A 24,380-nucleotide genomic window follows, 5' to 3' on the forward strand; every position below is an offset into this window, starting at 1 on the left:
GCCGAGTTGCCCACCCTTGACTATTTGATCAATGAGCGGCCCCCGCTGCGGCTGCGGTTCCTGCAGCCCGGGCACGCGTCCCGCTACGGCGCGACCAGGGTCACCGAGGTCGTCGTCCGGCCGGTGACCGAGCTGTCCCGCATGCTCACCGGCTCCTCGTCCGAGAGTGGGACGCTGTTCCTGGTCACCCTGGACACCCCCCAGCCGTCACGGGCCGCCGTCCAGGCCCTCGACCACGTGATCCCTCTCCTGGGCCGGCGCAAGGCGGCCGGGCTGGTGCTCAACACCCCCGGCCACGACCTCCGGGCCGTCCCCGAGGCCACCCTCGCAGCCGCGAACCGTCTGGAGCTGCCGCTGCTGGCGACCTCCGCCGAGACCGCCGCCTGGGACCACGTCAACGAGGATCTGCGGCTGCGGCGCGCCGAGTTCGCGGAGCGCCAGGTCGAGCACCTCGACGGTCTCCTCAACCGGCTGCCGGCCCGGCTCGCCGACCCCACCGCCGTACGGCGCATCGCCGACTGGCTCTCCGTGGCCCTGGACGCCGAGGTCCTCGTTTCCTCGGCCCAGCGCGGTGTGCTCGCGGCCGCGCCGGACAGCGCGCCGGCCGGTCTGGCGCACGCCGTGATCACCGGGGCCCACGAGGCCGCGGCCGGCGCGTCGACGTCGGCTCGGCCGGACGGGGGCGCGCTCGCCCCCGGCGGCGCCATGCACACCCGGATCGTCTCGATATCCCCGGGGCCTCCCGGCAGCGAGGACGAGGCCCGCCTGGCCATCGCCTCCCACAACCCCTTCGACAGCGCGGGCACGGCCCTCATCCAGCACGCGGCGAAGCTCCTGGGGCTGTGCGACCAGGCCCGCCGGGAGCACCAGACCAAGGTGGAGACGCCACGGGCCGTACGGCATGCCGCGTTCCAGCTGCTCATGCGGGGAGAAACGGTTCTGGCGCAGGTGGTCTACACGGGCGCCGCGCAGGCCCTGCTGGACACGGACAGCGCCCGGGTCTACGTGGTCGACACAGGCCCGCAGGAGCGCGAGGCCACCCTGAGCTGGTGCGAGCGGGCCCTGGCGGACCAGGCCATCGTGTCCGCCTGCCCGGGCAAGCCGAAGCACATCCTCATCCTCGACCCCGTCCGCGAGAGCGACCGGGTCGAGTCGGTCCTCAAGGACATGATCGCGGCCCGCCAGGGCCATCTGATGGGCCAGAGCCGACTGCACCCGCTCGCCGAGACCGCGGTCGGCTACCTGGAGGCGCTGACGGCGGTGGGCGACGCGGCCGGGACCCCGCACCGCATCAGTCTGGGCGGCTCCAAGGCCAAGTTCGCCCCGCTGCTCCCCAGGCGGGAGGCCAGGGCCTGGGCCGCCGACCTCATGGCCCCGCTGCTCGATGCCTTCCCCGGCCGGGGCGACGAGCAGAAGCTGCTCCTCGAAACCCTCCCGACCGCACTGAGCTTCAAGCACACCGAAGCCGCCGGCGGCCTCGGCGTCCACCGGAACACGGTCACCCAGCGTCTGAACCGAGCGGGGAAGATCCTCTCCCTCGACCTCCGAGGCTCGGCCAACGACCGCATCCTGGTGCTGCTGGCCCTCGACATCCTCGCCTTGCCGCACACGCCCGCCGAAGCGCCCGACCACACCGAAGCGCCCGACCACAGAGAAGCGCCCGACCACACCGACGCACCCGACTTCGCCGAGCTGATGGCGGCCGGAGCCGCGGACGGCGGGCCCAAGGCCTGGGCGGAGGAGCGGCTGCGAGCCGTACGGGCCGACCAGCGGGATCTCGTCGAGACCCTCTGCGTCTGGCTGGAGAACAACCTCAGCACCAAGGAGACGGCCCGCGTCCGCGGCCTGTCCGAGGCCACCGTCCGCAACCACACCCGGGACGCGGCCACGCTTCTCGGCATGGACTTCTCCACGAGGATGGTCGGCATCACCGACACCGACGTGGTCACCGTGGCGGACATCGCCCTCGCCCTGCACGTCCTGCTGGGCCGCCCGGCCCTGCGCCAGCCGACCCGCCGCTGACGCCCGCCACGGACCGAGCCCGCGCACGTGCCCCAACACGTGCGCGAGCCGCTCGGGTGGTCCCGCGATCCAGCGGGTGGCACCACGGCTCGGCGAGCCGTCGCCCTCACGGGGCCGGTACGTTCACCCGCCACAGCACGAGTTGTGCGCCCTCGGCGCCGGAGCGCGGGTGGTGCACATGGTGCGCCGGGCGCAGCCACAGCTCGCCCGCCCGGTGCTCCGTGCCGTCCTCGTCGACGATGCTGCCCGCGACGATGTGGGCGGCCTCGGCGAAGTCCTCGTGCAGACATGCCTGGCTCCCCGAGTTCGGCGGCCACACGACGAGGTGGGCGGTGAAGACGCCGCCGTCTCCCGTGAAGAGGGGCACGAGCGTCAGCCGCGAGCGGTCCACCCCCTCCAGAGCGGCGCTGATGCTGGCGAACGAGACGCCCTCGACGTTCGTCTGGGTCAAGGAAGTTCCTCTGCTGGGGGTACCGGGTCGGAAGAGGCGACCCTGTCCCGCCCGTCGACGAAACGCCTGGCCCGCACCCCCGTGACGGGCCACGCGTTTCGTCCACGGACACACCGAACCGAGCAGTGGCCGACATCATCCGGACCGTCCGACGGGACCGCTCCGGCTGAAGTGCGCTCAGCGTAGGAAGACCGCCGGGGAGCAGGCCATTGCACACATGCACGGTCTGCGCGACGCGGCTTTGCGTTGTGCACAGTGAGACGCGTGTGACGCATGGGCAGTGCGTTTCGCGAAGACGACGCCTTGGGGAAATGCACTTGCACCTCACGTGACGTGAGGACCCAGCCTGGAACGCGTACCGAGAAAGGGAGCGGAAGCATGAGCCACACCGTGGGACAGGTCGCGGGCTTCGCCGGCATCACGGTGCGCACGCTGCACCACTACGACGAGATCGGCCTCCTCGTACCGAGCGAGCGCACCCACGCGGGCCACCGCCGCTACGGCGACGGCGATCTCGACCGGCTCCAGCAGATCCTGTTCTACCGGGAGCTCGGCTTCCCCCTCGACGAGGTCGCGACCCTGCTCGACGACCCGGAAGCGGATCCGCGGGCGCACCTGCGCCGCCAGCACGAACTGCTGACCGCCCGGATCGAGAAGCTGCAGAAGATGGCCGCGGCCGTGGAGCACGCCATGGAGGCACGCAGGATGGGCATCAACCTCACCCCCGAGGAACGGTTCGAGGTCTTCGGCGACAAGGACCCCGAGCAGTACGCCGAGGAGGCGGAGCAGCGCTGGGGAGGCACGGAGGCGTACGCCGAGTCGCAGCGCCGCGCCGCCTCGTACACCAAGGAGGACTGGAAGCGCCTGCAGGCCGAGGCGAACGACTGGAGCGAGCGTTACACGGCCCTGATGGCCGAGGGCGAGCCGTCGACCGGCGAGCGGGCCATGGACATGGCCGAGGAGCATCGACGGCACATCGGCACGTGGTACTACGAGTGCCCGTACGAGATGCACCAGTGCCTCGGCGAGATGTACGTCTCCGACGAGCGCTTCAAGGCGTTCTACGACGCCATGCGCCCCGGACTCGCCGAGCATCTGCGGGAGGCGATCACCGCGAACGCGGCCCGCCGACGCCCCTGACCACACAGCTTGGTCCCAGTGCGCCCACAGGGCACTCTGGAGGCACCGGTGGAACCCAGGGGGGTGACCGTGCGTTGATAGCTTTGGTCACCCCTATGGGTCCGCTTCTGTGGGTCCGCACCCACAGGCCTTCACTTACTCTCACCCCCAGGAGCCCGGAACCGTGACGACGATCGCCCTCGGACCGAGCTGGCTGGATCCGAATTACCTGCTCGACACGTTCGGCATCTGGGGCCTGCTCCTGATCGTGTTCGCCGAGTCCGGCCTCCTCATCGGCTTCTTCCTGCCGGGTGACTCGCTGCTCTTCACGGCGGGCATGCTGATCACCGCCAAGACGCTGGACTTCCCGCTCTGGCTGGCCATCGTCCTGATCTGCGTCTCCGCGATCCTGGGCGACCAGGCGGGCTACATGTTCGGCAAGAAGGTCGGCCCCTCCCTCTTCAAGCGGCCCGACTCCCGCTTGTTCAAGCAGGAGAACGTCACCAAGGCCCACGAGTTCTTCGAGAAGCACGGCCCGAAGTCCCTGATCCTGGCCCGCTTCGTGCCCATCGTGCGCACGTTCACGCCGATCATCGCCGGCGTCAGCGGCATGCGGTACCGCACGTTCCTCATCTTCAACGTCGTCGGCGGCATCCTCTGGGGCGCGGGCGTCACCCTCCTCGGCTCCTGGCTCGGTCAGATCGAGTTCGTCCACAAGAACATCGAGGCGATGCTGATCCTCATCGTCCTCATCTCGGTGCTCCCGATCATCTTCGAGCTCCTCAAGGCGAGGAAGGCGAAGAAGAACCAGCCCCCGCAGTCCCAGCAGCAGCCGCCGGCCGCCCCGGTCATGGACGACGCGACGACCCAGCTCCGCCGCATCCCCCCGACCCAGCCCGAGCGGCCTTACGAGCCGAACCAGGCCTACGACAACCAGGGTTATGACAACCAGGCCTACGACAACCAGGGCTACCAACAGCAGGGTTACCAGGACTACGGCTACCAGCAGCCCCAACAGCAGCCGTACGCCCAGCAGTACCCCCAGGGCAACCAGAACCCGAACCCCCAGAACCAGAACCAGCAGGGCTACCAGGGCCAGGACTACCCGCAGTACTGACCGCCAGGACTCAACACCCGCGCTCCCGTTTACTGGAGGCGCGGGTGCTCTTTTTGGGGCACGGGGTTGGCGTTCTCAGGGGGCTGACGCTCGTGCTTCAGGGGCGCGGGGAACTGCGCGATCAGCCACAACGAACCCGCAGCCGTCCAACGTCCCAGCGGCCGCCAACGTCCCAGCGGCCCCGAGCTGTCGGCGCTCAGAACCCCCGAGTCCGCTTCGCGGCCTTACGCCCGGCCCGCGCCGCCCCCGGCAGGAACAGCCGGAACAGCTCGGACCCGAGGTTCACCCCGATCGCGATGGCCATGGCCAGCGCCGCCGCCTTCGTCAGCGACACCAACCCCGCATCCACATCGTTCTGCGCGAACCCCAACAGCCCGAAATACGTGGCCGACCCCGGCAGCAACGGCCCGATCGCCGCGGTCGTATAGGGCAACGCCGAAGCGAACCGATACCGCGACAACAACTGCCCGAACAGCCCCACCACACCCGCCGCCACCGCCGTGGAGGCGACCGGCGAGATGTCGCCCACATCGTGCATGGCCCCGTACACCGCCCAGGCGACGCCCCCGTTGAGGGTCACCGCCAGCACGGTGGATCGTTCCTGCTGAAGCAGCACCGCGAAGGTCAACGACAGCAGCATCGACGCGCCGAGCTGCCACAGCGGCCGCTCCGCACTGCCGAGCGCCGCGTCGGGGTTGAGCTGGGCGCCCAGGTTCACACCGAAGTACAGGACGAGCAGCACGCCCACCACGATGCCCACGAAGAGGTACATGACCTCCAGCAACCGGGCCGACGCGGTGATGTAGTAGCCGGTCAGCCCGTCCTGCACGCCCGCCACCAACGCCCGCCCGGGCAGCAGCGCGAAGAGCCCACCGGTGATGACGGCGGACGCCGCCACGTCCACATGCGCCACCGTCAGCGCCACCCCGATCGCCGCGGGAGGCATCGCCGCCACCAGGAACTGGTAGAACTCCGGCAGCCCCCGCCCCGAACACACCCACGCCAGCCGGTCACCGAGCATCGCGCCCAACGCCGCCGCGACGAAGACGACGACCCCACCGCCGACCAGCGCGGACGCGGCACCCGCGAGCAGCCCGCTCGCCACCGTCAGCGCCCAGCCGGGATACGGGTGCCGGTTGCGCCGTATCTCCGCGAGCCGCCGGTACGCCTCCTCCAGCGAGATCGTGCTCTCCGGGTCGCTGAGGTCGTCCACCAACTGGAAGACGGCCGCGAGCCGCGTGTAGTCGGTGGCCCGGCGCCGTACGATCCGGGACGCCGTGACCGGGTCGTCCACGAGCGACGGCTGGTAGGTCACCGACAACTGGGTGAAGGTCACGGTCGGCTCGCAGCGGTCGAGGCCGTAGGAGCGGCAGACGGCGAACATCGCCGCCTCCACGTCCTCCGCGCCCTCACCGCCCGCCAGCAGCAGTTCGCCGATACGCAGCGTGAGGTCGAGCACACGCGGCACGGCGGGCCCCGTCTCGCCCTCCACGCGCGTCGGCGACTCCGGCGCGGGCCGCTCCGCCACCGGCATCCGCAGCATCGTGCGCATCCGGTCCTGCCAGGGAACGTCCTTGGTCAGACTGACGACCGGAATCCCGCTGGGCGGCGTGAACGCGACCGGCGCGTGCCGTGCGCTGTAGGTGCGCGGCACGCTGAACGCGGACCCCTCCTGCTCCGCGGAGACCGGCTCGGGCGGCGCCAGCCCCTCCGGCAGCGCGAACTCGGAGGTCGTCTGCGCCTCGGACTCCGGCCCGGCGGTCGGCACGTCCAGACCGGCCGGGATCGCGAACTCCGAGGTCACCGACGCATCGCCGTCGATCCCCAGAGTGAAGCCCACCGGCACGAAGGCGCTGCTCGCCTCGTCCGACACCGGTTTGCGGTCCTTCTCCGGTCCGAGGTCCTCGGGTTCCGTCACTCCCACTCCGCCGCGCTCCCTGAACGACACCTCCGGTACGCCTCAGTATGCGCACCGACACGCACTGATACGCGAACGGGCCACGCACCCCTCAAGGGGGCACGCGGCCCGTTCGTGACATCAGTCGGCAAGAGAGCCGGGGAGGTCAGTGACCGCCCGTCTCCTTGAAGCGCATGTACGACTTCTCGACCTCGGCCTCGGCCTCGGCACGGCCGACCCAGTCGGCGCCCTCGACGGACTTGCCGGGCTCCAGGTCCTTGTAGACCTCGAAGAAGTGCTGGATCTCCAGGCGGTCGAACTCCGACACGTGGTGGATGTCACGCAGGTGCTCCACGCGCGGGTCGGTCGCCGGGACGCACAGCAGCTTGTCGTCGCCGCCGGCCTCGTCCGTCATCCGGAACATACCGATCGCACGGCACTTGATGAGGCAGCCCGGGAAGGTCGGCTCGTCCAGGATGACCAGCGCGTCCAGCGGGTCGCCGTCCTCGCCGAGGGTGTTCTCGACGAAGCCGTAGTCGGTCGGGTAGGCGGTCGAAGTGAAGAGTCGACGGTCCAGGCGGATCCGACCGGTCTCGTGGTCCACCTCGTACTTGTTCCGCGAACCCTTCGGAATCTCGATCGTGACGTCGAACTCCACCGGTGGCTCCTCCATGATCAACACATAGTTCTGGTGGTTAAGTGTCCCTCACGCAGGTGTGTGATCGCGAAAGGGGCTGGTGGTCGTGCCTGAGCCGAAGGTCTGGCGGGCCGCGAGACCGCATGTGGTGCGGGTCGCGCGCGCCGTGAAACCGAGGATCGCGCGCGTCACGCACGCCGTGAAACCCGGTGCCGCGCGCGTCGCACAGGCGGTGAAACCCGGTGTCGTACGCGTCACGAGCGCCGTCACGGCGCGCTCTTCGCAGCTCACGAGGAACACGAAGAAGCTCACGAACCTCCAGCTCACCGCAGGCGCGGCCACCCTGGGGCTGGTGCTCTCGGCCGGGGCGGTGGCCGCCGCCGGACCCTGGGACTCCACCGGTCAGCGTACGGCCGAGCGTGACTGGGCGGCATCACGCGATCGCGAGGGTGGCGCAGATCACGGACGTAATTCCGGTACGTCGTCCGGTACGTCGGCGGGGGCGCCCAAGCCCGCGCCGAGCGCCCTCTCCGTACTCGCCGGCCTCGGCGGCGCCTCCGGCGAGGGCTCCGTGCCCGAGACCGGTGCCCTGGCCGCCGCCCTCGACCCGTCTTTGAACTCCGCCGTGCTGGGCCCCCGCCGCGCGGCCGCCGTCGTCGACGTCGAGACCGGCGAGCAGCTCTACGGCCAGAACGCCGACGACGCGCTGACCCCCGCCTCCACCACCAAGATCGCCACGGCCGCCGCGGCCCTCTCGGCGGCCGGCGCCGACCACCGCATCGAGACCCGTACGGTCCTGGAGCCCGACTCCGCCGAGGTCGTCCTCGTCGGCGGCGGCGACCCCACCCTCACCGCCCACAAGGACACTGGGGGAGGCTACGCGAGCCTGCGCACTCTCGCCGACGAGACGGCCGCCGCCCTCGACAAGCGTCACCTGAACGAGATCACCCTCACGTACGACGCCTCCCTCTACGAGGGCCCCGTGACGCACTCCATCGGCGAGAACGACAACCTCGCCCCCGTCACCGCTCTCATGGTCGACGAGGCCCGCCTCGACGACTCGTCCAGCGGCACGGCGAAACGCAGCGAGGTCCCGGCGGCGGACGCGACCGCGCGATTCGCGGACCTGTTGCAGGAGCGGGGCATCAAGACGAAGACCGAGGGCTCCGCCGAGGCCACGAAGAACGCCGAGGAACTCGCGGCCGTCTCCTCCCCGCCCCTCTCCACCCTGGTCGAGCGCATGCTCACCAACAGTGACAACGACATCGCCGAGGCCCTGGCCCGCCAGGTCGCGCTGGCGACGGGCGAGCAGGCGAGCTTCGACGGCGGCGCGGCGGCCATCAAGAAGGAACTGAAGAAACTCGAACTCCCCCTCGAAGGCGTCGAGTTCGCCGACGGCAGCGGCCTCAGCCGAGGCAACGAACTGACACCCGCCCTCCTCACCACCCTCCTGGCCAAGTCCGCCGCCCCCGCCCACCCCGAACTCCGCTCCGTCCTCACCGGCCTCCCGGTGGCCGGCTTCACCGGCACCCTCATGAGCCGCTACACGACCGAAGCACCCGGCACCGGCGTGGTACGCGCCAAGACCGGCACCCTGACTGGCGTAAACACCCTCGCCGGCACGGTCGTGGACGCCGACGGCCGCCTCCTGTCCTTCGCCTTCCTGGCCACGGAGACCACGAACCGAGACGCGGCCCAGAACGCCTTGGACGGTGCGGCATCCGCCCTGGCAACGTGCGGCTGCCGCTGACCCCCGGGGGAAAGCCGGGGCGCAGCCCCGTGCTTTCAGGGGCGCGGGGAACTGCGCGAGCAACCACAACGCACCCGCACTCGAAGCGCGACCGGTACCACCTCCCACCTTCCTGGCCTGCCCCAAGCGGCAGCGCTCACGTACGGTTGACAACATGACTCGTATCGGTGGTGCCGAGATGGTCGACTGGAATCTCGCGGTGGCGACCGCGACCCGGCTCGTGCGGCCGGGCCCCGAGGTGAGCCGCGACGAGGCCAGGGCCATCGTCGCCGAGCTCCGCCGACATGCGAAGGCGTCGGAGGAGCACGTCCGCGCCTTCACACGGATGCTGCCCGACACGGGCGACGACACCCCCATCCTCGTGGTGGACCGCCCGGGCTGGGTCCGGGCGAACGTCGCCGGCTTCCGGGAGCTGCTGAAGCCGCTGCTGGACAAGATGCAGGAACGTCGTGGCAACACGCCGGGCGGGGCCGTACTGGGCGCGGTCGGCGGCAAGGTCACCGGTGTGGAGCTGGGCATGCTCCTGTCGTTCCTCGCCTCCCGGGTCCTCGGCCAGTACGAGACGTTCGCCCCGGCGACCCGCGAGCTCCCGGCGGGGGAGAACGGCGGCGGCCGGTTGCTGCTCGTCGCGCCGAACATCGTGCACGTGGAGCGCGAACTCGACGTACAGCCCCACGACTTCCGTCTCTGGGTCTGCCTGCACGAGGAGACGCACCGGACGCAGTTCACGGCGGTCCCCTGGCTGCGGGACCACCTGGAGGGTGAAATCCAGTCGTTCCTGGGGGAGACCGAGGTCGACCCCACGACCTTCCTGGAGCGCATCAGGGAGGCCGCCCAGTCACTCGCGGGTGGTCGGCCCGAGGGAGAGGTCGGCGACGACGGTCACTCGATCGTGGAGTTGGTCCAGACCCCCGCCCAACGCGAGATCCTCAGCCGGCTGACCGCCGTCATGTCCCTCCTGGAGGGCCACGCCGACTACGTGATGGACGGCGTCGGTCCGGCGGTCGTGCCCTCGGTCGCCGAGATCCGCGAGAAATTCCAGCAACGACGCGCGAAGGGGGCCTCCCGTCTGGACCAGGCCCTGCGCAAGCTGCTGGGCCTGGACGCCAAACTCAGGCAGTACAAGGACGGCGAGCGGTTCGTACGGGCGGTCGTCGAACAGGTCGGCATGGACGGTTTCAACCGGGTGTGGACCTCCCCGAACACCCTGCCGACCAAGGCGGAGATCGCCAAGCCGACGGACTGGGTCGCGCGGGTGCATCGCAAGGCGGAGTCGTGAGCCGTGCGTGAGCGTGGTGAACGAATCCGGCCGACGGCAGGCAAACGCCCCTTCAATCACCCGTCCGAGGGACCGTGAGCGAGGGGTAGGCGTGCGATGCTCGGGGAACGGCCCGGTTCTGTCACCATCTACACACTCTGAGTGACCGAACTCGGGCTCACCCCCCGACAATTTCATGAAGGGAACCGGACATGGGTCCCCACCCCGCGGTCGCGGCGATACGCCTGGCGGTCCGCCGCGTACTCCACGACCTCCTCACCGAACACGACACGAACACCACCCTTCACGCGCCCGCCCGCGCGACCCCCGGCGCGCCGTCCGGCACGGGCGCACAACCGGCGCCCGCCCCCTCCACGGCAGTACCCCCCGTGGCCATGCCCGCCGGGACCACGATCAGCGCGTCCGCGCGCGCGGGGTCCACCACTCACGAGCAGCCGCTCGTGCTGGTGGCGTGCTCCGGCGGCGCCGACTCCATGGCGCTCGCCTCCGCCCTCGCCTTCGAGGCGCCCAAGCTCGGCATCAGGGCCGGCGGCATCACCGTCGACCACGGACTGCAGCCGGGCTCCGACCTGCGCGCCGAGGAAGTCGTGCTGCGCCTGAGGGAACTCGGCCTCGACCCGGCCGAGTCCGTCGCCGTGACCGTCGGCCGTGACGGCGGCCCCGAGGCCGCCGCCCGCGACGCCCGCTACACCGCCCTGGACGCCGCCCTGGAGCGCCACGGTGCCACCGCCGTCCTGCTCGGCCACACCCGCGACGACCAAGCCGAAACCGTCCTGCTCGGTCTCGCCCGCGGCTCCGGCATCCGCTCCCTGTCCGGTATGGCCGCGGTCTCGGGGGCCGACGGCCGCTACCGCCGGCCCTTCCTCGGGCTCGACCGCCAGACCGCCCGCAAGGCCTGCATGGCCCAGTCCCTCCCCGTCTGGGACGATCCTCACAACACCGACCCGGCCTACACGCGCTCCAGGCTCCGGCACGAGGGCCTGCCCGCCCTGGAGAAGGCGCTCGGCAAGGGCGTCGTCGGGGCCCTCGCCCGCACGGCCCAGCTCTCCCGGGACGACGCCGACGCCCTCGACACCTGGGCCCGCCAGGCCGAGGCCTCCGTCCGTGACGCCGCGGGCCTGCTGGAGTGCGCGAAGCTCTACGCCCTGCCGCCCGCCGTACGCCGCCGCATCCTGCGCCGCGCCGCCATCGAGGCCGGCGCACCGGCCGGTTCCCTCTTCGCCCGGCACATCGAGGAGGTCGACCGTCTGATCACCGGCTGGCGCGGCCAGGGGGCCATCAATCTCCCCGGCCGGGTCGTCGCCCAGCGCCAGGGTGGCAGACTGGTGATTCGACAAGGCTGAAACCGGACGCCGACGGGGCCCCTCACACGGGCCCCCGGCCCCCTCGCGGGACCGGCGTCCGGGAGCGGCCCTGGGACGACCGACCGAAAGTGATGCGGGTGGACGCGAAAGACATGGGTGCCGACCTCAAAGAGGTACTCATCACCAAGGAAGAGATCGACGCGAAGCTGGTCGAGCTGGCCGCGAAGATCGACGCGGAGTACGCGGGCAAGGATCTGCTCATCGTCGGAGTCCTCAAGGGCGCGGTGATGGTCATGGCGGACCTCGCACGGGCGCTGTCCACCCCGGTCACCATGGACTGGATGGCCGTTTCCTCCTACGGCGCGGGCACTCAGTCCTCCGGCGTGGTGCGGATTCTCAAGGACCTCGACACCGACATCAAGGGCAAGCACGTCCTGATCGTCGAGGACATCATCGACTCGGGCCTCACCCTGTCCTGGCTGATCTCCAACCTCGGCTCCCGCGAGCCCGAGTCCCTGAAGATCTGCACCCTGCTGCGCAAGCCCGACGCCGCCAAGGTCTCCATCGACGTGGAGTGGGTCGGCTTCGACATCCCCAACGAGTTCGTCGTGGGCTACGGCCTCGACTACGCCGAGAAGTACCGCAACCTCCCGTTCGTCGGTACTCTCGCGCCCCACGTCTACGGCGGCTGAACCACCTTCGTAAGACGCTCGGGAACCCCAGCGGGTTTCGCGCCGTTGGAGGATGCGAGGACGGTATTGCCATCGGTCCCCTGCGGCTTCGGGTGACAAAGCTGGGGTACCGTCCGAAGAACAGTCTTTTATCAAACTCACTATGGCAGGAGGGACGGGGCGACACCGCTCCGTATGGATGGACGTGAAGCGATACTTCCGTGGGCCAGTCATGTGGATCGTGCTGGCCGTCCTTGCCGTGGTCGTGTTGATGCAGGTCGTCGGCTCGTCCGGCGGCTACAAGACGGTGGACACGGGCCAGGTCGTCCAGGCGATCAATGACAACAAGGTCCAAGAGGCCAAGTTGACCACCGGCGAAGAGCAGATCCTCAAGGTTCAGCTCAAGGACGGGCAGAAGATCGAGGGCAGCTCGAAGATTCAGGCGAGCTACATCGGCGACCAGGGTGTGACCCTCGCCAACACCCTGCAGGACAAGTTCCAGAACAAGCAGATCCCCGACGGCTACACGGTCTCGCCGACCAAGCAGAACGCTTTCGTCGGCATCCTGCTGTCTCTGCTCCCCTTCGTCCTCATCGTGGTCGTCTTCCTGTTCCTGATGAACCAGATGCAGGGCGGCGGCTCCCGGGTCATGAACTTCGGGAAGTCCAAGGCCAAGCTCATCACCAAGGACACCCCGAAGACGACGTTCTCGGACGTCGCGGGCGCGGACGAGGCCGTCGAGGAGCTCCACGAGATCAAGGAGTTCCTGCAGGAGCCGGCCAAGTTCCAGGCCGTCGGCGCCAAGATCCCCAAGGGTGTGCTGCTCTACGGCCCGCCCGGTACGGGCAAGACGCTGCTCGCACGCGCCGTCGCCGGCGAGGCGGGCGTCCCCTTCTACTCGATCTCCGGTTCCGACTTCGTCGAGATGTTCGTCGGTGTCGGTGCCTCCCGGGTCCGTGACCTGTTCGAACAGGCCAAGGCGAACGCCCCGGCGATCGTCTTCGTCGACGAGATCGACGCGGTCGGCCGCCACCGCGGCGCCGGCCTCGGCGGTGGTCACGACGAGCGCGAGCAGACGCTGAACCAGCTGCTCGTCGAGATGGACGGCTTCGACGTCAAGGGCGGTGTGATCCTCATCGCCGCGACGAACCGACCGGACATCCTCGACCCGGCGCTGCTGCGCCCGGGCCGCTTCGACCGCCAGATCGCCGTCGACCGCCCGGACATGCAGGGCCGTCTGGAGATCCTCAAGGTTCACCAGAAGGGCAAGCCGGTCGCGCCCGACGTCGACCTCGGGGCCGTCGCCCGCCGCACCCCCGGCATGACGGGTGCCGATCTCTCCAACGTCCTGAACGAGGCCGCGCTCCTGACGGCCCGCAGCGACAAGAAGCTGATCGACAACCACATGCTGGACGAGGCGATCGACCGTGTGATCGCGGGCCCGCAGAAGCGGACCCGGATCATGTCGGACAAGGAGAAGAAGATCACCGCGTACCACGAGGGCGGACACGCCCTGGTCGCGGCGGCCTCGCCGAACTCCGACCCGGTCCACAAGATCACCATCCTGTCCCGGGGCCGCGCCCTGGGCTACACGATGGTCCTGCCGGACGAGGACAAGTACTCGACCACGCGCAACGAGATGCTCGACCAGCTCGGGTACATGATGGGTGGCCGCGCCGCCGAGGAACTGGTCTTCCACGACCCGACCACCGGCGCCGCGAACGACATCGAGAAGGCCACCAGCCTGGCCCGCGCGATGGTCACGCAGTACGGCATGACCGAGCGTCTCGGCGCCATCAAGTTCGGCGGCGACAACACGGAGCCGTTCCTCGGACGTGAGATGGCTCACCAGCGCGACTACTCGGAAGAGGTCGCCGCGCTGGTCGACGAAGAGGTCAAGAAGCTCATCGAGAACGCGCACAACGAGGCCTGGGAGATCCTGGTCGAGAACCGCGACGTCCTCGACAACCTGGTGCTTCAGCTGCTGGAGAAGGAGACGCTGGGCAAGGAGCAGATCGCCGAGATCTTCGCCCCCATCGTCAAGCGTCCGCCCCGGCCCGCCTGGACCGGCTCCTCCCGCCGCACCCCCTCCACCCGTCCGCCGGTGCTCTCCCCCAAGGAGCTCGCCTTGACGAACGGCGCCAACGGCGCGACGCCGGCGATCACCACCAAGGCGACGGTCGAGGTGACCCCGGAGGAGAGTCCGGAGAGCTGACGCCCCACTCGGTGAGAATCGGCCACCGGAAGCCCCGGCTCCCGGCCCCGGCCGCCTCATCCGGCCCCGAATGGATGCCGCGCCCCCCTGGTTTTAGCCTGGGGGGCGCGGCATTTTCGTATGGCCGAAACATGAGACGCGTAACCCGTATGCGTCACAGGCTCAGGAGCGAGGCACCACATGACCGACCCCGTGACGCTGGACGGCGAGGGCACCATCGGCGAGTTCGATGAGAAGCGTGCCGAGAACGCCGTACGTGAGCTGCTGATCGCGGTCGGTGAGGATCCCGACAGGGAGGGGCTCAGGGAGACGCCGGCGCGGGTGGCGCGGGCGTACCGGGAGATCTTCGCGGGGCTGTGGCAGCAACCGGAGGACGTGCTGACGACGACGTTCGACCTGGGGCACGACGAGATGGTGCTGGTCAAGGACATCGAGGTGTACTCGACCTGTGAGCACCATCTGGTGCCGTTCCGGGGCGTGGCCCATGTCGGGTACATCCCGTCCACCACCGGCAAGATCACCGGTCTGTCGAAGCTGGCGCGGCTCGTGGACGTCTACGCCCGGCGGCCGCAGGTGCAGGAGCGGATGACGACGCAGATCGCCGACTCGCTGATGGACATCCTGGAGCCGCGCGGTGTGATCGTGGTCGTCGAGTGCGAGCACATGTGCATGTCGATGCGGGGCATCCGCAAACCCGGCGCGAAGACCATAACGTCGGCGGTGCGCGGCCAGCTCCGGGACGCGGCCACCCGCAACGAGGCGATGAGCCTCATCATGGCCCACTGATCGTCCCCGGTGCCGGGATCGGCGGATCGCCGCCGCCCCGGGGGCCTAGGCTTGACGCATGAGCATGCAGAACCGGCGTGGCCGTGTGGCCGGAATGCCCCTGTGGGACCGTTGCGCGGTCATGGGGGTCGTGAATGTCACCCCGGACTCGTTCTCCGACGGCGGACGCTGGTTCGACACCACGGTGGCGGTCAAGCACGGCCTGGACATGGTGGCGGAGGGCGCGGACCTGGTGGACGTCGGCGGTGAGTCGACCCGTCCCGGTGCCACCCGTGTCGACGAGGCGGAGGAACTCCGACGGGTCATCCCGGTTGTGAGGGGACTGGCCTCCGAGGGCGTCACCGTCTCCGTGGACACCATGCGCGCCTCCGTCGCCGGGCAAGCGCTGGCGGCCGGCGCTGTCCTCGTCAACGACGTCAGCGGCGGCCTCGCCGACCCCGCGATGATCCAGGTGGTCGCCGACGCGGGTGCCCCCTTCGTGGTGATGCACTGGCGCGGCTTCCTGGCGGGCGGCAACGTCAGGGGCGTCTACGAGGACGTCGTCGCCGAGGTGCTGGACGAGCTGCGCGCGCGCGTGGAGGCCGTTCTGGAGGGCGGTGTCGCGGCGGACCGCGTCATCGTCGACCCGGGCCTCGGCTTCTCCAAGGACGCCGAACACGACCTCAGCCTCATCGCCCACCTCGACCGGCTGCACGCCCTCGGCCACCCCCTGCTGGTCGCCGCCTCCCGCAAGAGGTTCCTCGGCCGGGTCCTGGCGGGCCCGGAGGGCGCCCCGCCGCCCGCACGGGAACGCGACGCCGCCACGGCCGCCGTATCGGCCCTGGCCGCCCAGCAGGGCGCCTGGGCGGTCCGGGTGCACGAGGTCCGCGCCACCGCCGACGCGGTCCGCGTGACCCGCGCCATCGAAGGAGCCCGCGAGCGGTGAGCACTGCCCACACCGACGTCGAACAGGTCGAACTCGCCAACCGGGCCTTCTACGAGGCGATGGAACAGGGCGACTTCGAGACGCTCTCCTCGCTCTGGCTGGCCCCGGCCGACGTGGGCGTGGACGAGGAGTACCACGACCCCGCCGAGACCGGAGTGATCTCCTGTGTGCACCCCGGCTGGCCGGCCCTCACCGGCCGGGGCGAGGTGCTGCGGTCGTATGCGCTGATCATGGCGAACACCGAGTACATCCAGTTCTTCCTCACCGATGTGCATGTGTCGGTCACCGGGGACACGGCGCTCGTCACCTGCACCGAGAACATCCTCAGCGGCGGTCCGGCGCCGGACGGCAGCGACGAGCTGGGGCCGCTCGTGGGGCAGCTGGTGGTCGCGACGAATGTGTTCCGTCGCACATCCGACGGCTGGAAGCTCTGGTCGCACCACGGTTCCCCGGTACTCACCGAATCCGATGACGACGAGGACGACGAGTCACCTTCCTGAGTGGGTAGGCGGTCCTCAAGGGCCGATGAGTGATGGGGAACACAGGCTCGCGGGTATGGGCGGCTTCCCACCCGTGAGCCATCGTGCTTCCCTCGGGGAAACGCTCGATGAACCCTGCCCGTCCGGGGGTGGGCCCGAGCTTCTGTGGGTGAACGCTGTCAGTGCCCGCAGGTAGATTCGAGTGTGGCCGGTGTGCCGACCCCACTCGGAAGACATCGGCCGTCCCCGACGATTGCAGGAGTGATTCGCGTGGATCGTGTCGCGCTGCGCGGCCTCAGGGCCCGTGGACACCACGGGGTGTTCCCGCATGAGCGCGAGGAGGGCCAGACCTTCGTCGTGGACCTCACGCTGGGCCTGGACACCCGGCCGGCCGCGGCCGACGACGACCTGGCGAAGACCGTGCACTACGGGATCGTGGCGGAGGAGGTCGTGGGCATCGTCGAGGGCGAGCCCGTGAACCTCATCGAGACGCTCGCCGAGCGCATCGCCCAGGCGTGCCTGAAGCACGAGGGGGTCCAGGAGGTCGAAGTCAGCGTCCACAAGCCGGACGCGCCGATCACGGTCCCCTTCGACGACGTGACCGTCACCATCACCCGGAGCCGAGTATGACCGCGTTCTTCACCGAGGGTCAGAGCGACCCGACCGTACAGCCGGTGCCCGCCTCCGTCGTGCAGAAGGTGGACGAGGCCGACACGACCCTGCAGAACCCCCGCAGGGCCGTGGTCTCCCTGGGCTCGAACCTGGGCAACCGCCTGGAGAACCTCCAGGGCGCCATCGACGCGCTGGAGGACACCCCGGGCGTCCGTATCAAGGCCGTGTCGCCGGTGTACGAGACCGAGCCGTGGGGCGTGGCACCGGGCAGCCAGCCGTCGTACTTCAACGCGGTCGTGGTGCTGAAGACGACACTGCCCCCGTCGTCCCTCCTGGAGCGCGCCCAGGCAGTCGAGGAGGCCTTCCACCGCGTCCGGGACGAGCGCTGGGGGCCGCGCACGCTCGACGTCGACATCGTGGCCTACGCGGACGTGGTCTCCGACGACCCGGTGCTGACCCTGCCGCACCCGCGCGCGCACGAGCGGGCCTTCGTCCTCGCCCCCTGGCACGACGTGGAGCCGGAGGCACAGCTCGCCGGCCGCGGCCCGGTCGCCCGGCTGCTCGCCGACATCACCCATGAGGGCGTGTCGCCCCGCGCCGACCAGGAACTCCAGCTGCCCGAGTAGTCGTTAAGGTCTACCGGGTCGGGATCATCACCCGACACCGTCGGGACCACCGGCCGGGCCGACCACCCGGTCCCTGGATCCCGGCGTCCGTGGACCATCGGGCTCGTCGAAGGGGCATCGTGAAAGAGCTGCGCATCAGGACGCTGGCCACGGTGTTCGTCGTGGCGGGGGTGCTGTCCTGGGCCGGGGCCCGGCTGTGGAACTCGGTGGGCACACTGCCGAGCGTCCCGCTGGCCGCTCCCGTCGTGCTCGCCCTGATCGCCGCCGTCCTGACGGCCACCGCGCTGTCCATCCGCAACCGGCTCAAGGCCCAGCGGGAGCGCCGGCCCGACGCGAAGGGCGTCGACCCCCTGATGGCCGCTCGCGCGGTTGTCTTCGGGCAGGCCAGCGCCCTCGTCGCCGCCCTGGTCTCCGGGATGTACGGCGGTGTCGGCACCTTCCTCCTGGAGCACCTGGAGATCCCGGCCCGCCGCGACCAGGCCATCTACGCCGGGTTCTCCGTCCTCGCGGGCATCGCCGTCATAGTGGCCGCCTTCTTCCTGGAGCGCGTCTGCAAGCTGCCGGAGGACGACGACACGAACGGCGGGGCGGCGCGGGCGGTGTAGCGCCGGGCGATTCTCGCGCGACCTGAGCGGGGGCCCCGGGCACGGGGTAGCTGAGGGCCCTCGCTCAGGCCTGTCCATGGGGCGGCCGGGTGTCAGGCCGCGCGTACGCCGTGCTCACTCATGCCGCGGTCGGCCACCGCGTGGGCGCACGGGGCCATGGCCTTCGCGCGGCGGCGCAGGGCGCGGGGGAGGGGGAGGTCGACGAAGCCCTCGGCCTGCATCGCGGCGAAGCCGATGCGGGGGAGGTCGCGGGAGGCGGCGTAGACGACGAAGCGGGGCTCCCAGCGGGGGCGGAACTTCGCGTTGAACTTGTACAGCGACTCGATCTGGAACCAGCGGGAGAGGAAGACCAGCAGCCCGCGCCAGGCGCGCAGCACCGGGCCGGCGCCGATCTTCTCGCCGCGCGCCAGGGCCGAGCGGAACATCGCGAAGTTCAGGGAGACCTGCTTCACGCCCAGGCGGGGGGCCGCTTGGAGGGCCGCGACGATGAGGAGTTCGTTCATGCCGGGGTCCGCCGAGCGGTCGCGGCGCATCAGGTCCAGTGAGGCGCCGTCGGGCCCCCAGGGCACGAAGTGGAGTACGGCCTTCAGGTCGCCGTACGGGCCGGGGATCTCGTCGGCCTTGTGAGCGGTGGCGATCAGGCAGTCGCCGTCGGCCGGGTCGCCGATGCGGCCGAGCGCCATGGAGAAACCGCGTTCGGTGTCGGTGCCGCGCCAGTCCTCGGCGGCGCGGCGGATCCGGTCCAGCTCCGCCTCGCCGAGGTCACGGACGCGCCGTACCCGGGTCTCGTAACCGAGCCGCTCGATGCGCTTCACCATCTGACGCACGTTGCGCATCGCGCGCCCGGCGAGGGAGAAATCCGCGACATCCACCACCGCCTCGTCGCCGAGTTCGAGGGCGTCGAGGCCGGTCTCGCGGGTCCACACCTCGGCGCCCGTCTCCGAGCAGCCCATGACGGCCGGGGTCCAGGAGTGGGCCTTCGCCTCGTCCATGAAGCGCTCGATCGCGCCGGGCCAGGCCTCGACGTCACCGATCGGGTCGCCGCTGGCGAGCATCACACCGGAGACGACGCGGTACGTCACCGCCGCCTTGCCGCTCGGCGAGAACACGACCGCCTTGTCGCGGCGGAGCGCGAAATGGCCCAGGGAGTCGCGGCCGCCGTGCTTCGCGAGCAGGGCTCGCAGCCGTACCTCGTCCTCGTCGGTGAGGCGGGCCGCCGGGTGTTCGGGGCGGAAGGCCAGGTAGATGGTGGTGATGGCGGTCAGCACTCCGAGGGCGCCGAGGGAGAAGGCCACCGTCCAGGACGTGTTGCCGGCGTAGCCGACGGGGCCCTCTATGCCGAACAGGCCGTAGATGACGTGTTCGAGGCGGTCCGCGAGGCTCGGATCGCCGACCATGCGTCCGGGGTGGGCGCTGACGACGACCAGACCGAGGACGATCGAACCGGCGCCCATCAGCATGAAGTTGGTGAGCGCCCGCCAGCGGCTGTACGGGTCGGGCAGGGCGCGGAACTCGTCGCGGTGGCGCAGCAGCGGGATGAGCAGCGCGAGCGAGACGAGGACGCCGACGAGCGAGTGACGGTAGGTGAACTGGGCGATCGCCCCGGCCGGCAGCAGGATCACGGCCGCGCGCCAGGCCCGCCGTTTTCGCCGCCGCAGACCGTGGGCGAGCAGCAGGAGCAGGACTCCGGCGCTCAGCGACAGGGCCGCCGCGAACGGGCCGAGCGCGCCGGGCAGCACCTCGGCCAGCGCGTGCATACGGCTGTTCCGGAATCGGGGGAACACGCCCGCGGCGATGTCCACGAGCCCGACGAGCGTGCAGGCCCTGGCGACCAGGGCGGGCACGGCCTCGGGGCGCGGCCCGCGCAGCACGCCGCGCACGGCGGCGTATCCGCGCCGGACGGCGCTCGATGGGAGTCGGTCCGACCGGACCGGAACCCCACCCGAAATTTCCCCATCTGTCCTGACAGACATCGCATCCCGTAGTTCCGCGAGTGAGCTTGGATCCGGTGCCTTTCCGGCATCCGGCGACATTGCGCCCTCTAGGACGGTGTCTTGGGGACGGAGGTTCACTCTCCCTCGGAAAGCTGAACCAAAGGGCAGGCCAAGTCGAGGCAAGGCAAGGAAAGAAAGGTCGGCGGGGGACAACCCAATGGGTCTTACGAGCAACAAGGTGCTGGCGTTGGCGGTCCTGTCAGCCGTGCTGCTGTTCATCGGCACGGTCTGGCTGTGGCCGCGGCTGGCACGCCGTGGCTGGCGGGCCGTCGGCGGACGGATCGGCGTGCTGCTGGCCACGCAGGTCGCCGTCTTCGTGTCGGTCGGCCTCGCCGCGAACCAGGCCTTCGGGTTCTACGCCAGCTGGGCCGATCTCCTCGGCCAGGAGAACGGCCAGGGCGTGGTCGTCGACCATGACGGCGCCGACACGGGTGGGCCGTTGCGGGTCGTCGACACCCAGCAGGTGAACGTGGCCGGCGGCGCCCGCCCCGAGGTCGGCGGCCAGATCCAGAAGGTCGAGATCGTCGGCCGTACGACACGGATCGCGAGCCCGGCGTACGTCTATCTGCCGCCGGAGTACTTCCAGGCCCAGTACCGCACCCGCACCTTCCCCGCGGCCGTCGTCCTCACCGGCTACCCGGGCACCGCCGAGGCGCTCATCAAGGGCCTGCATTTCCCGCAGACGGCCCACAAGTTGGCCCGCGACGGCAAGGCGCAGCCGATGATCCTGGTGATGCTGCGGCCGACCGTGGCGCCGCCGCGCGACACCGAGTGCGTGGACGTCCCGGGCGGACCGCGGACCGAGTCCTTCTTCGCCAAGGATCTGCCGGACGCCGTGGGCCACCACTACAGGGTCGGGAAGAAGCCCGGGAGCTGGGGCGTCGTCGGCGACTCCACCGGCGGCTACTGCGCGCTGAAACTCGCCCTGCACCACCCGGGGGTGTACGCCGCGGGCGCGGGCCTCTCGCCGTACTACAAGGCGCCGATCGACGCGACGACCGGTGATCTCTTCCAGGGGAACACGACACTGCGGAACGAGGCGGATCTGTTCTGGTATCTGAAGCACCGTCCGGCGCCCGACACCTCTCTCCTGGTCACCAGCAGCAAACAGGGGGAGACCAACTACAAGACCACGCTCGAGTTCATCGAGCGGGTGAAGGAGAAGCGGCCGACACGGATCTCGTCGATCATCCTCGACAGCGGCGGGCACAACTTCAACACGTGGCGGCGGGAGATTCCGGCGACGTTGCAGTGGGTCAGCGGGCGGTTGAGCGACCGCTGACGGGCGGGTGGGGGCGGGGTCGGTGACGGGGTGGCGACTGGTCGGTGACGAGTCGGCGACGGGGTCGGCGATGGGTCGGTGACGCGTCAGCGACGGGGTCGGCAATTCGCGGAATTCCGTGCCGGGGGAAAGAGGCAGATGTGGCCAAGGCGTATCTGGATTCAATGGGGTTGATCCAGTAGAGGAGTCGCCGGTGGGCGCATTGGTGCACCGGCGGTGAGGGAGCTTGTGAGGGCTTGTGAGAGGTTAGGGGGCGGCTGAGTTTTTACGGCCCGGGGCACCATCATTCGCCTACGCGCGGTAAGTTTCTGGCCATGCCACGTGGACGTCACCGCCATTCACCGCCTCTGCACAGGCTGCTGCCCCCCACGGCGATCGCAGGCGTCTCGCTCGTCTGCGCCCTCGGGCCCTGGATCTTCTCCGAGCCGGCGGTACTCCGGGTCACCGCCGCCGTCGCCGCGGCGACCGCGACCGTGGGCGCGGCGGTCATGCGCCGCTGGGACGTCGAGGCGGGTAAACGCGTCGCCGACCTCACGCGCGCGCGGGCGAGCGACGAGTGGCGGCACGAGGAGAGGGCCGCCGAGCTGGAGACCGATCTCGACGAGTCGCGCGAACTGCGCACCAAGCTGGAGCACAAGCTCCGCGCCAAGCGCACCGAGCTCGCGGGCCTCCGCAACGAGCACGCCGCTCTCCTGCGCCGCTACGCCACCGCGGAGACCGAGCGCGCCAGCGCCCTGGAGGGCCGCCGCCTGCTGGAGATCGAGGCGACCGCTCCCGAGGGGGCGCGGGCGTTGCCGGCGGCTGGTTCGGACGCGGACGCGGGTGCGGGTGCGGGTGCGGCCGATGGTGCAGAGGCCGACGCGGCGGCTCGGGCCACGCCGGTGCCGCCGCAGGGGGTTCCGGCGCCGGGGGCGCCTTGGGCATCGTGGGAGGCGGCGTCGAAGGCGGCCTCCGAGAAGGCCTCCAAGAAGGCGAAGGGCGGGGCCGTGGCTGCCTCGGCCAGTGGCGAGGCGGATGCGGCTGCCGAGGACGACGCCGAGGTTGACGCCGAGGTTGACGCCGACGCCGAGGGTGACGCCGAGGCTGAGTTTGAGGTTGCGGCTGATGAGGAGGCTTCCGGGGCGAAGAAGCTTGCCCCCGCGGTGTTCTCGCCGACCGGTTCCTCGCTCTTCCTGCGCGCGAACTCGGCGTTGGACCGGATCATCACTCAGCGGGGCTCGGTGACGGACTCGGATGAGGAGGAGGCCGGGGCCGAGGTCGAGGCGGAGGGTGACGCCGAGGCTGGGGCTGAGGCCGAGATCGAGGGTGCGGTTGAGGCCGTGGCCGATGTGGTGGTCGTGACCGGGGGTGTGGCTGAGGACGCGGCCTTGACTGAGGTCGACGGCGAGTCCGGGGCTGAGAACGCGGTCGAGTCGGAGTCCGGGCTTGCTGTCGGGGGCGATGTCGACGCCGAGGTGGAAGCCGACACCAAGACCGATGCCATCGCGGATGCCGATGCCGATGCCGATGCCGACGCCGAGTCCGGAGTCGCCGGGGTCGCCGGGGTCGAGGAAGGGAACGCGTCCGAGGCCGAGGGCGATTCCGCTGACGACTCCGCTGACGTACCGGTGGACGAGTCCATCGACGCGCCCGCCGCCGATTCCGCCGATGCGTCCACCCTCGGCGCGACCGCCGAGAGTCCGGCACCGAAGGGTGGTCCCCCCAAGGATCCCAATCCCGAGGGCGACCCGGACGGGCCGACCGATGGTGGTACTCGGCAGGGACGTTCCGCCGGGGCGGAGGACGAGCCGGTTCCCGTGCTCACCGCCGAGGAGGACGACGCGGCGGGGAAGTCCGTGGCGGTCGGCGGGCATGAGCGCGCGGCCGCCGAGTCCGTACCCGCGGTATCGGTTCCGGCGAGGTCGACGCGGCTGGAGCACGTGCAGCAGACGGAGCACGCGGAGCAGACGGAGCAGGCGGCTCTGCCCGCGCTGTCGGCCGTACGGCCCGCCGGTCACTTCACGGTGCCGACCGCCGTGGCCGTCGTTCCGGCCGCGCCGCAGCGGCGGACGGCCGTCGAGGGCGGGTTCGACTTCTTCGGTACGCAGAAGGGCGCGGACACCCTGGAGGCGGTTCAGAACGAGGACCTCGCCGACGTTGTCGGCCAGGAGGCCCTCGCGCTGCACAAGGCCGAGTCCGAGGCTCAGTTCAAGCGAGTCGACGAGGCCTCCCGAGGCGTCGGCCAGGTCATCGACCTCACGGCGCACGACGAGACGGAACAGATCGACGTACAGGGGCTTCGTACGGCGGCGTCCTAGCCGCCGGCCAGGGGTGGGTCCGGCTGTCGTAGCTGCGGGCAGTCGTGCCGGCAGGGGCGGCACGGGTGGGCGCAGCGACACCCGGCGAGCGCCGGTGAGCGCCCCACCGCCCGCCCCACCGCCGGGCACCCAGGGACTGCCAGGCACTCCAGGGCATCAACCGCCGGGCGTGCGAGACACCACGCGTGCGAGACACCACGCGTCCGAGACACCACGCGTCCGAGACACCACGCGTCCGAGACACCACGCGTCCGAGACACCACGCGTCCGAGACACCACGCGTCCGAGACACCACGCGTCCGAGACACCACG

At 70.5% G+C, this 24,380-nt stretch carries 20 protein-coding genes; 16 read left to right on the plus strand and 4 right to left on the minus strand.

The genetic code is table 11. The features are described from left to right. The first annotated feature begins 6 nt into the window (after window positions 1–6). A complete protein-coding gene (locus JIX55_RS29535) occupies window positions 7–2,022 on the plus strand; it encodes a PucR family transcriptional regulator (protein ID WP_257566291.1) in 2,016 nt (671 codons plus the stop codon). A gap of 106 nt (window positions 2,023–2,128) precedes the next feature. Here the strand turns inward: JIX55_RS29535 and JIX55_RS29540 are convergent, their stop codons facing one another. Then, window positions 2,129–2,473: a hypothetical protein gene (locus tag JIX55_RS29540; RefSeq protein WP_257566292.1), complete on the minus strand. Its 345-nt coding sequence runs from the start codon at window positions 2,471–2,473 to the stop codon at window positions 2,129–2,131. Window positions 2,474–2,851: 378 nt separating this feature from the next. Here JIX55_RS29540 and JIX55_RS29545 point away from each other — a divergent pair, with 378 nt between their 5' ends. Then, window positions 2,852–3,613 (plus strand): MerR family transcriptional regulator, encoded by a 762-nt coding sequence (locus tag JIX55_RS29545; protein WP_257566293.1) that lies wholly within the window; start codon window positions 2,852–2,854, stop codon window positions 3,611–3,613. Window positions 3,614–3,776: 163 nt separating this feature from the next. Then, a complete protein-coding gene (locus tag JIX55_RS29550) occupies window positions 3,777–4,709 on the plus strand; it encodes a DedA family protein (protein ID WP_257566294.1) in 933 nt (310 codons plus the stop codon). A gap of 196 nt (window positions 4,710–4,905) precedes the next feature. Here the strand turns inward: JIX55_RS29550 and JIX55_RS29555 are convergent, their stop codons facing one another. Then, window positions 4,906–6,627 carry a threonine/serine ThrE exporter family protein gene (locus tag JIX55_RS29555; RefSeq protein WP_257566295.1) on the minus strand — a complete coding sequence of 574 codons (1,722 nt, stop codon included), beginning with the start codon at window positions 6,625–6,627 and terminating at the stop codon, window positions 4,906–4,908. Window positions 6,628–6,772: 145 nt separating this feature from the next. Next, window positions 6,773–7,264: an inorganic diphosphatase gene (locus JIX55_RS29560; protein ID WP_257566296.1), complete on the minus strand. Its 492-nt coding sequence runs from the start codon at window positions 7,262–7,264 to the stop codon at window positions 6,773–6,775. A gap of 79 nt (window positions 7,265–7,343) precedes the next feature. Between JIX55_RS29560 and dacB the strand changes: the two genes are divergently transcribed. The 11 genes from dacB (at window position 7,344) to JIX55_RS29615 (ending at window position 18,495) form a co-directional block, all read left to right on the plus strand. Continuing rightward, window positions 7,344–8,993 (plus strand): D-alanyl-D-alanine carboxypeptidase/D-alanyl-D-alanine endopeptidase, encoded by a 1,650-nt coding sequence (dacB, locus tag JIX55_RS29565; protein ID WP_257566297.1) that lies wholly within the window; start codon window positions 7,344–7,346, stop codon window positions 8,991–8,993. Window positions 8,994–9,147: 154 nt separating this feature from the next. Next, window positions 9,148–10,272: a zinc-dependent metalloprotease gene (locus JIX55_RS29570; protein ID WP_257566298.1), complete on the plus strand. Its 1,125-nt coding sequence runs from the start codon at window positions 9,148–9,150 to the stop codon at window positions 10,270–10,272. 191 nt (window positions 10,273–10,463) lie between these two features. Continuing rightward, a complete protein-coding gene (gene tilS, locus JIX55_RS29575; RefSeq protein WP_257566299.1) occupies window positions 10,464–11,615 on the plus strand; it encodes a tRNA lysidine(34) synthetase TilS in 1,152 nt (383 codons plus the stop codon). A gap of 92 nt (window positions 11,616–11,707) precedes the next feature. Next, on the plus strand, window positions 11,708–12,268 hold the full coding sequence (hpt, locus tag JIX55_RS29580) for a hypoxanthine phosphoribosyltransferase (protein WP_257569514.1): 561 nt from the start codon (window positions 11,708–11,710) through the stop codon (window positions 12,266–12,268). A 178-nt stretch (window positions 12,269–12,446) separates the two neighbouring features. Further along, complete coding sequence (gene ftsH, locus JIX55_RS29585; RefSeq protein ID WP_257566300.1) at window positions 12,447–14,462, plus strand: ATP-dependent zinc metalloprotease FtsH; 2,016 nt, start codon at window positions 12,447–12,449, stop codon at window positions 14,460–14,462. 180 nt (window positions 14,463–14,642) lie between these two features. Then, entirely contained in the window at window positions 14,643–15,248 is a 606-nt protein-coding gene (gene folE / locus JIX55_RS29590) for a GTP cyclohydrolase I FolE (RefSeq protein ID WP_257566301.1), read from the plus strand. 58 nt (window positions 15,249–15,306) lie between these two features. Continuing rightward, window positions 15,307–16,173: a dihydropteroate synthase gene (gene folP / locus JIX55_RS29595; RefSeq protein ID WP_257566302.1), complete on the plus strand. Its 867-nt coding sequence runs from the start codon at window positions 15,307–15,309 to the stop codon at window positions 16,171–16,173. Next, window positions 16,170–16,673: a nuclear transport factor 2 family protein gene (locus tag JIX55_RS29600; protein WP_257566303.1), complete on the plus strand. Its 504-nt coding sequence runs from the start codon at window positions 16,170–16,172 to the stop codon at window positions 16,671–16,673. The genes folP and JIX55_RS29600 overlap by 4 nt, the downstream gene beginning before the upstream one ends. A gap of 249 nt (window positions 16,674–16,922) precedes the next feature. Continuing rightward, on the plus strand, window positions 16,923–17,282 hold the full coding sequence (gene folB / locus JIX55_RS29605; protein WP_257566304.1) for a dihydroneopterin aldolase: 360 nt from the start codon (window positions 16,923–16,925) through the stop codon (window positions 17,280–17,282). Beyond that, window positions 17,279–17,890 (plus strand): 2-amino-4-hydroxy-6-hydroxymethyldihydropteridine diphosphokinase, encoded by a 612-nt coding sequence (folK, locus tag JIX55_RS29610; RefSeq protein WP_257566305.1) that lies wholly within the window; start codon window positions 17,279–17,281, stop codon window positions 17,888–17,890. Before folB ends, folK begins: the two co-directional genes overlap by 4 nt. A 119-nt stretch (window positions 17,891–18,009) precedes the next feature. Next, the gene (locus JIX55_RS29615) at window positions 18,010–18,495 is read left to right on the plus strand and encodes a DUF3180 domain-containing protein (protein WP_257566306.1); all 486 of its coding nucleotides are present in this window, start codon (window positions 18,010–18,012) and stop codon (window positions 18,493–18,495) included. A 92-nt stretch (window positions 18,496–18,587) separates the two neighbouring features. Here the strand turns inward: JIX55_RS29615 and JIX55_RS29620 are convergent, their stop codons facing one another. Then, the gene (locus JIX55_RS29620) at window positions 18,588–20,444 is read right to left on the minus strand and encodes a phosphatidylglycerol lysyltransferase domain-containing protein (RefSeq protein WP_443046728.1); all 1,857 of its coding nucleotides are present in this window, start codon (window positions 20,442–20,444) and stop codon (window positions 18,588–18,590) included. Window positions 20,445–20,646: 202 nt separating this feature from the next. Between JIX55_RS29620 and JIX55_RS29625 the strand changes: the two genes are divergently transcribed. Together JIX55_RS29625 and JIX55_RS29630 are read left to right on the plus strand one after the other, a co-directional pair. Continuing rightward, window positions 20,647–21,771 carry an alpha/beta hydrolase gene (locus JIX55_RS29625; protein WP_257566308.1) on the plus strand — a complete coding sequence of 375 codons (1,125 nt, stop codon included), beginning with the start codon at window positions 20,647–20,649 and terminating at the stop codon, window positions 21,769–21,771. A gap of 314 nt (window positions 21,772–22,085) precedes the next feature. Beyond that, window positions 22,086–24,068, plus strand: a complete 1,983-nt coding sequence (locus JIX55_RS29630) for a hypothetical protein (RefSeq protein ID WP_257566309.1) — start codon at window positions 22,086–22,088, stop codon at window positions 24,066–24,068. The last annotated feature ends 312 nt before the right edge of the window (window positions 24,069–24,380 follow it).

This window comes from Streptomyces sp. DSM 40750 (assembly GCF_024612035.1).
Lineage (GTDB): Bacteria > Actinomycetota > Actinomycetes > Streptomycetales > Streptomycetaceae > Streptomyces.

Bases quoted from the DNA above. Each gene is read 5' to 3' on its own strand.
- JIX55_RS29545 (WP_257566293.1), top strand. From the start codon at position 2,852: ATGAGCCACACCGTGGGACAGGTCGCGGGCTTCGCCGGCATCACGGTG.
- JIX55_RS29570 (WP_257566298.1), top strand. From the start codon at position 9,148: ATGACTCGTATCGGTGGTGCCGAGATGGTCGACTGGAATCTCGCGGTG.
- tilS (WP_257566299.1), top strand. From the start codon at position 10,464: ATGGGTCCCCACCCCGCGGTCGCGGCGATACGCCTGGCGGTCCGCCGC.
- hpt (WP_257569514.1), top strand. From the start codon at position 11,708: ATGCGGGTGGACGCGAAAGACATGGGTGCCGACCTCAAAGAGGTACTC.
- ftsH (WP_257566300.1), top strand. From the start codon at position 12,447: ATGGACGTGAAGCGATACTTCCGTGGGCCAGTCATGTGGATCGTGCTG.
- folE (WP_257566301.1), top strand. From the start codon at position 14,643: ATGACCGACCCCGTGACGCTGGACGGCGAGGGCACCATCGGCGAGTTC.
- folP (WP_257566302.1), top strand. From the start codon at position 15,307: ATGAGCATGCAGAACCGGCGTGGCCGTGTGGCCGGAATGCCCCTGTGG.
- folK (WP_257566305.1), top strand. From the start codon at position 17,279: ATGACCGCGTTCTTCACCGAGGGTCAGAGCGACCCGACCGTACAGCCG.
- JIX55_RS29625 (WP_257566308.1), top strand. From the start codon at position 20,647: ATGGGTCTTACGAGCAACAAGGTGCTGGCGTTGGCGGTCCTGTCAGCC.
- JIX55_RS29630 (WP_257566309.1), top strand. From the start codon at position 22,086: ATGCCACGTGGACGTCACCGCCATTCACCGCCTCTGCACAGGCTGCTG.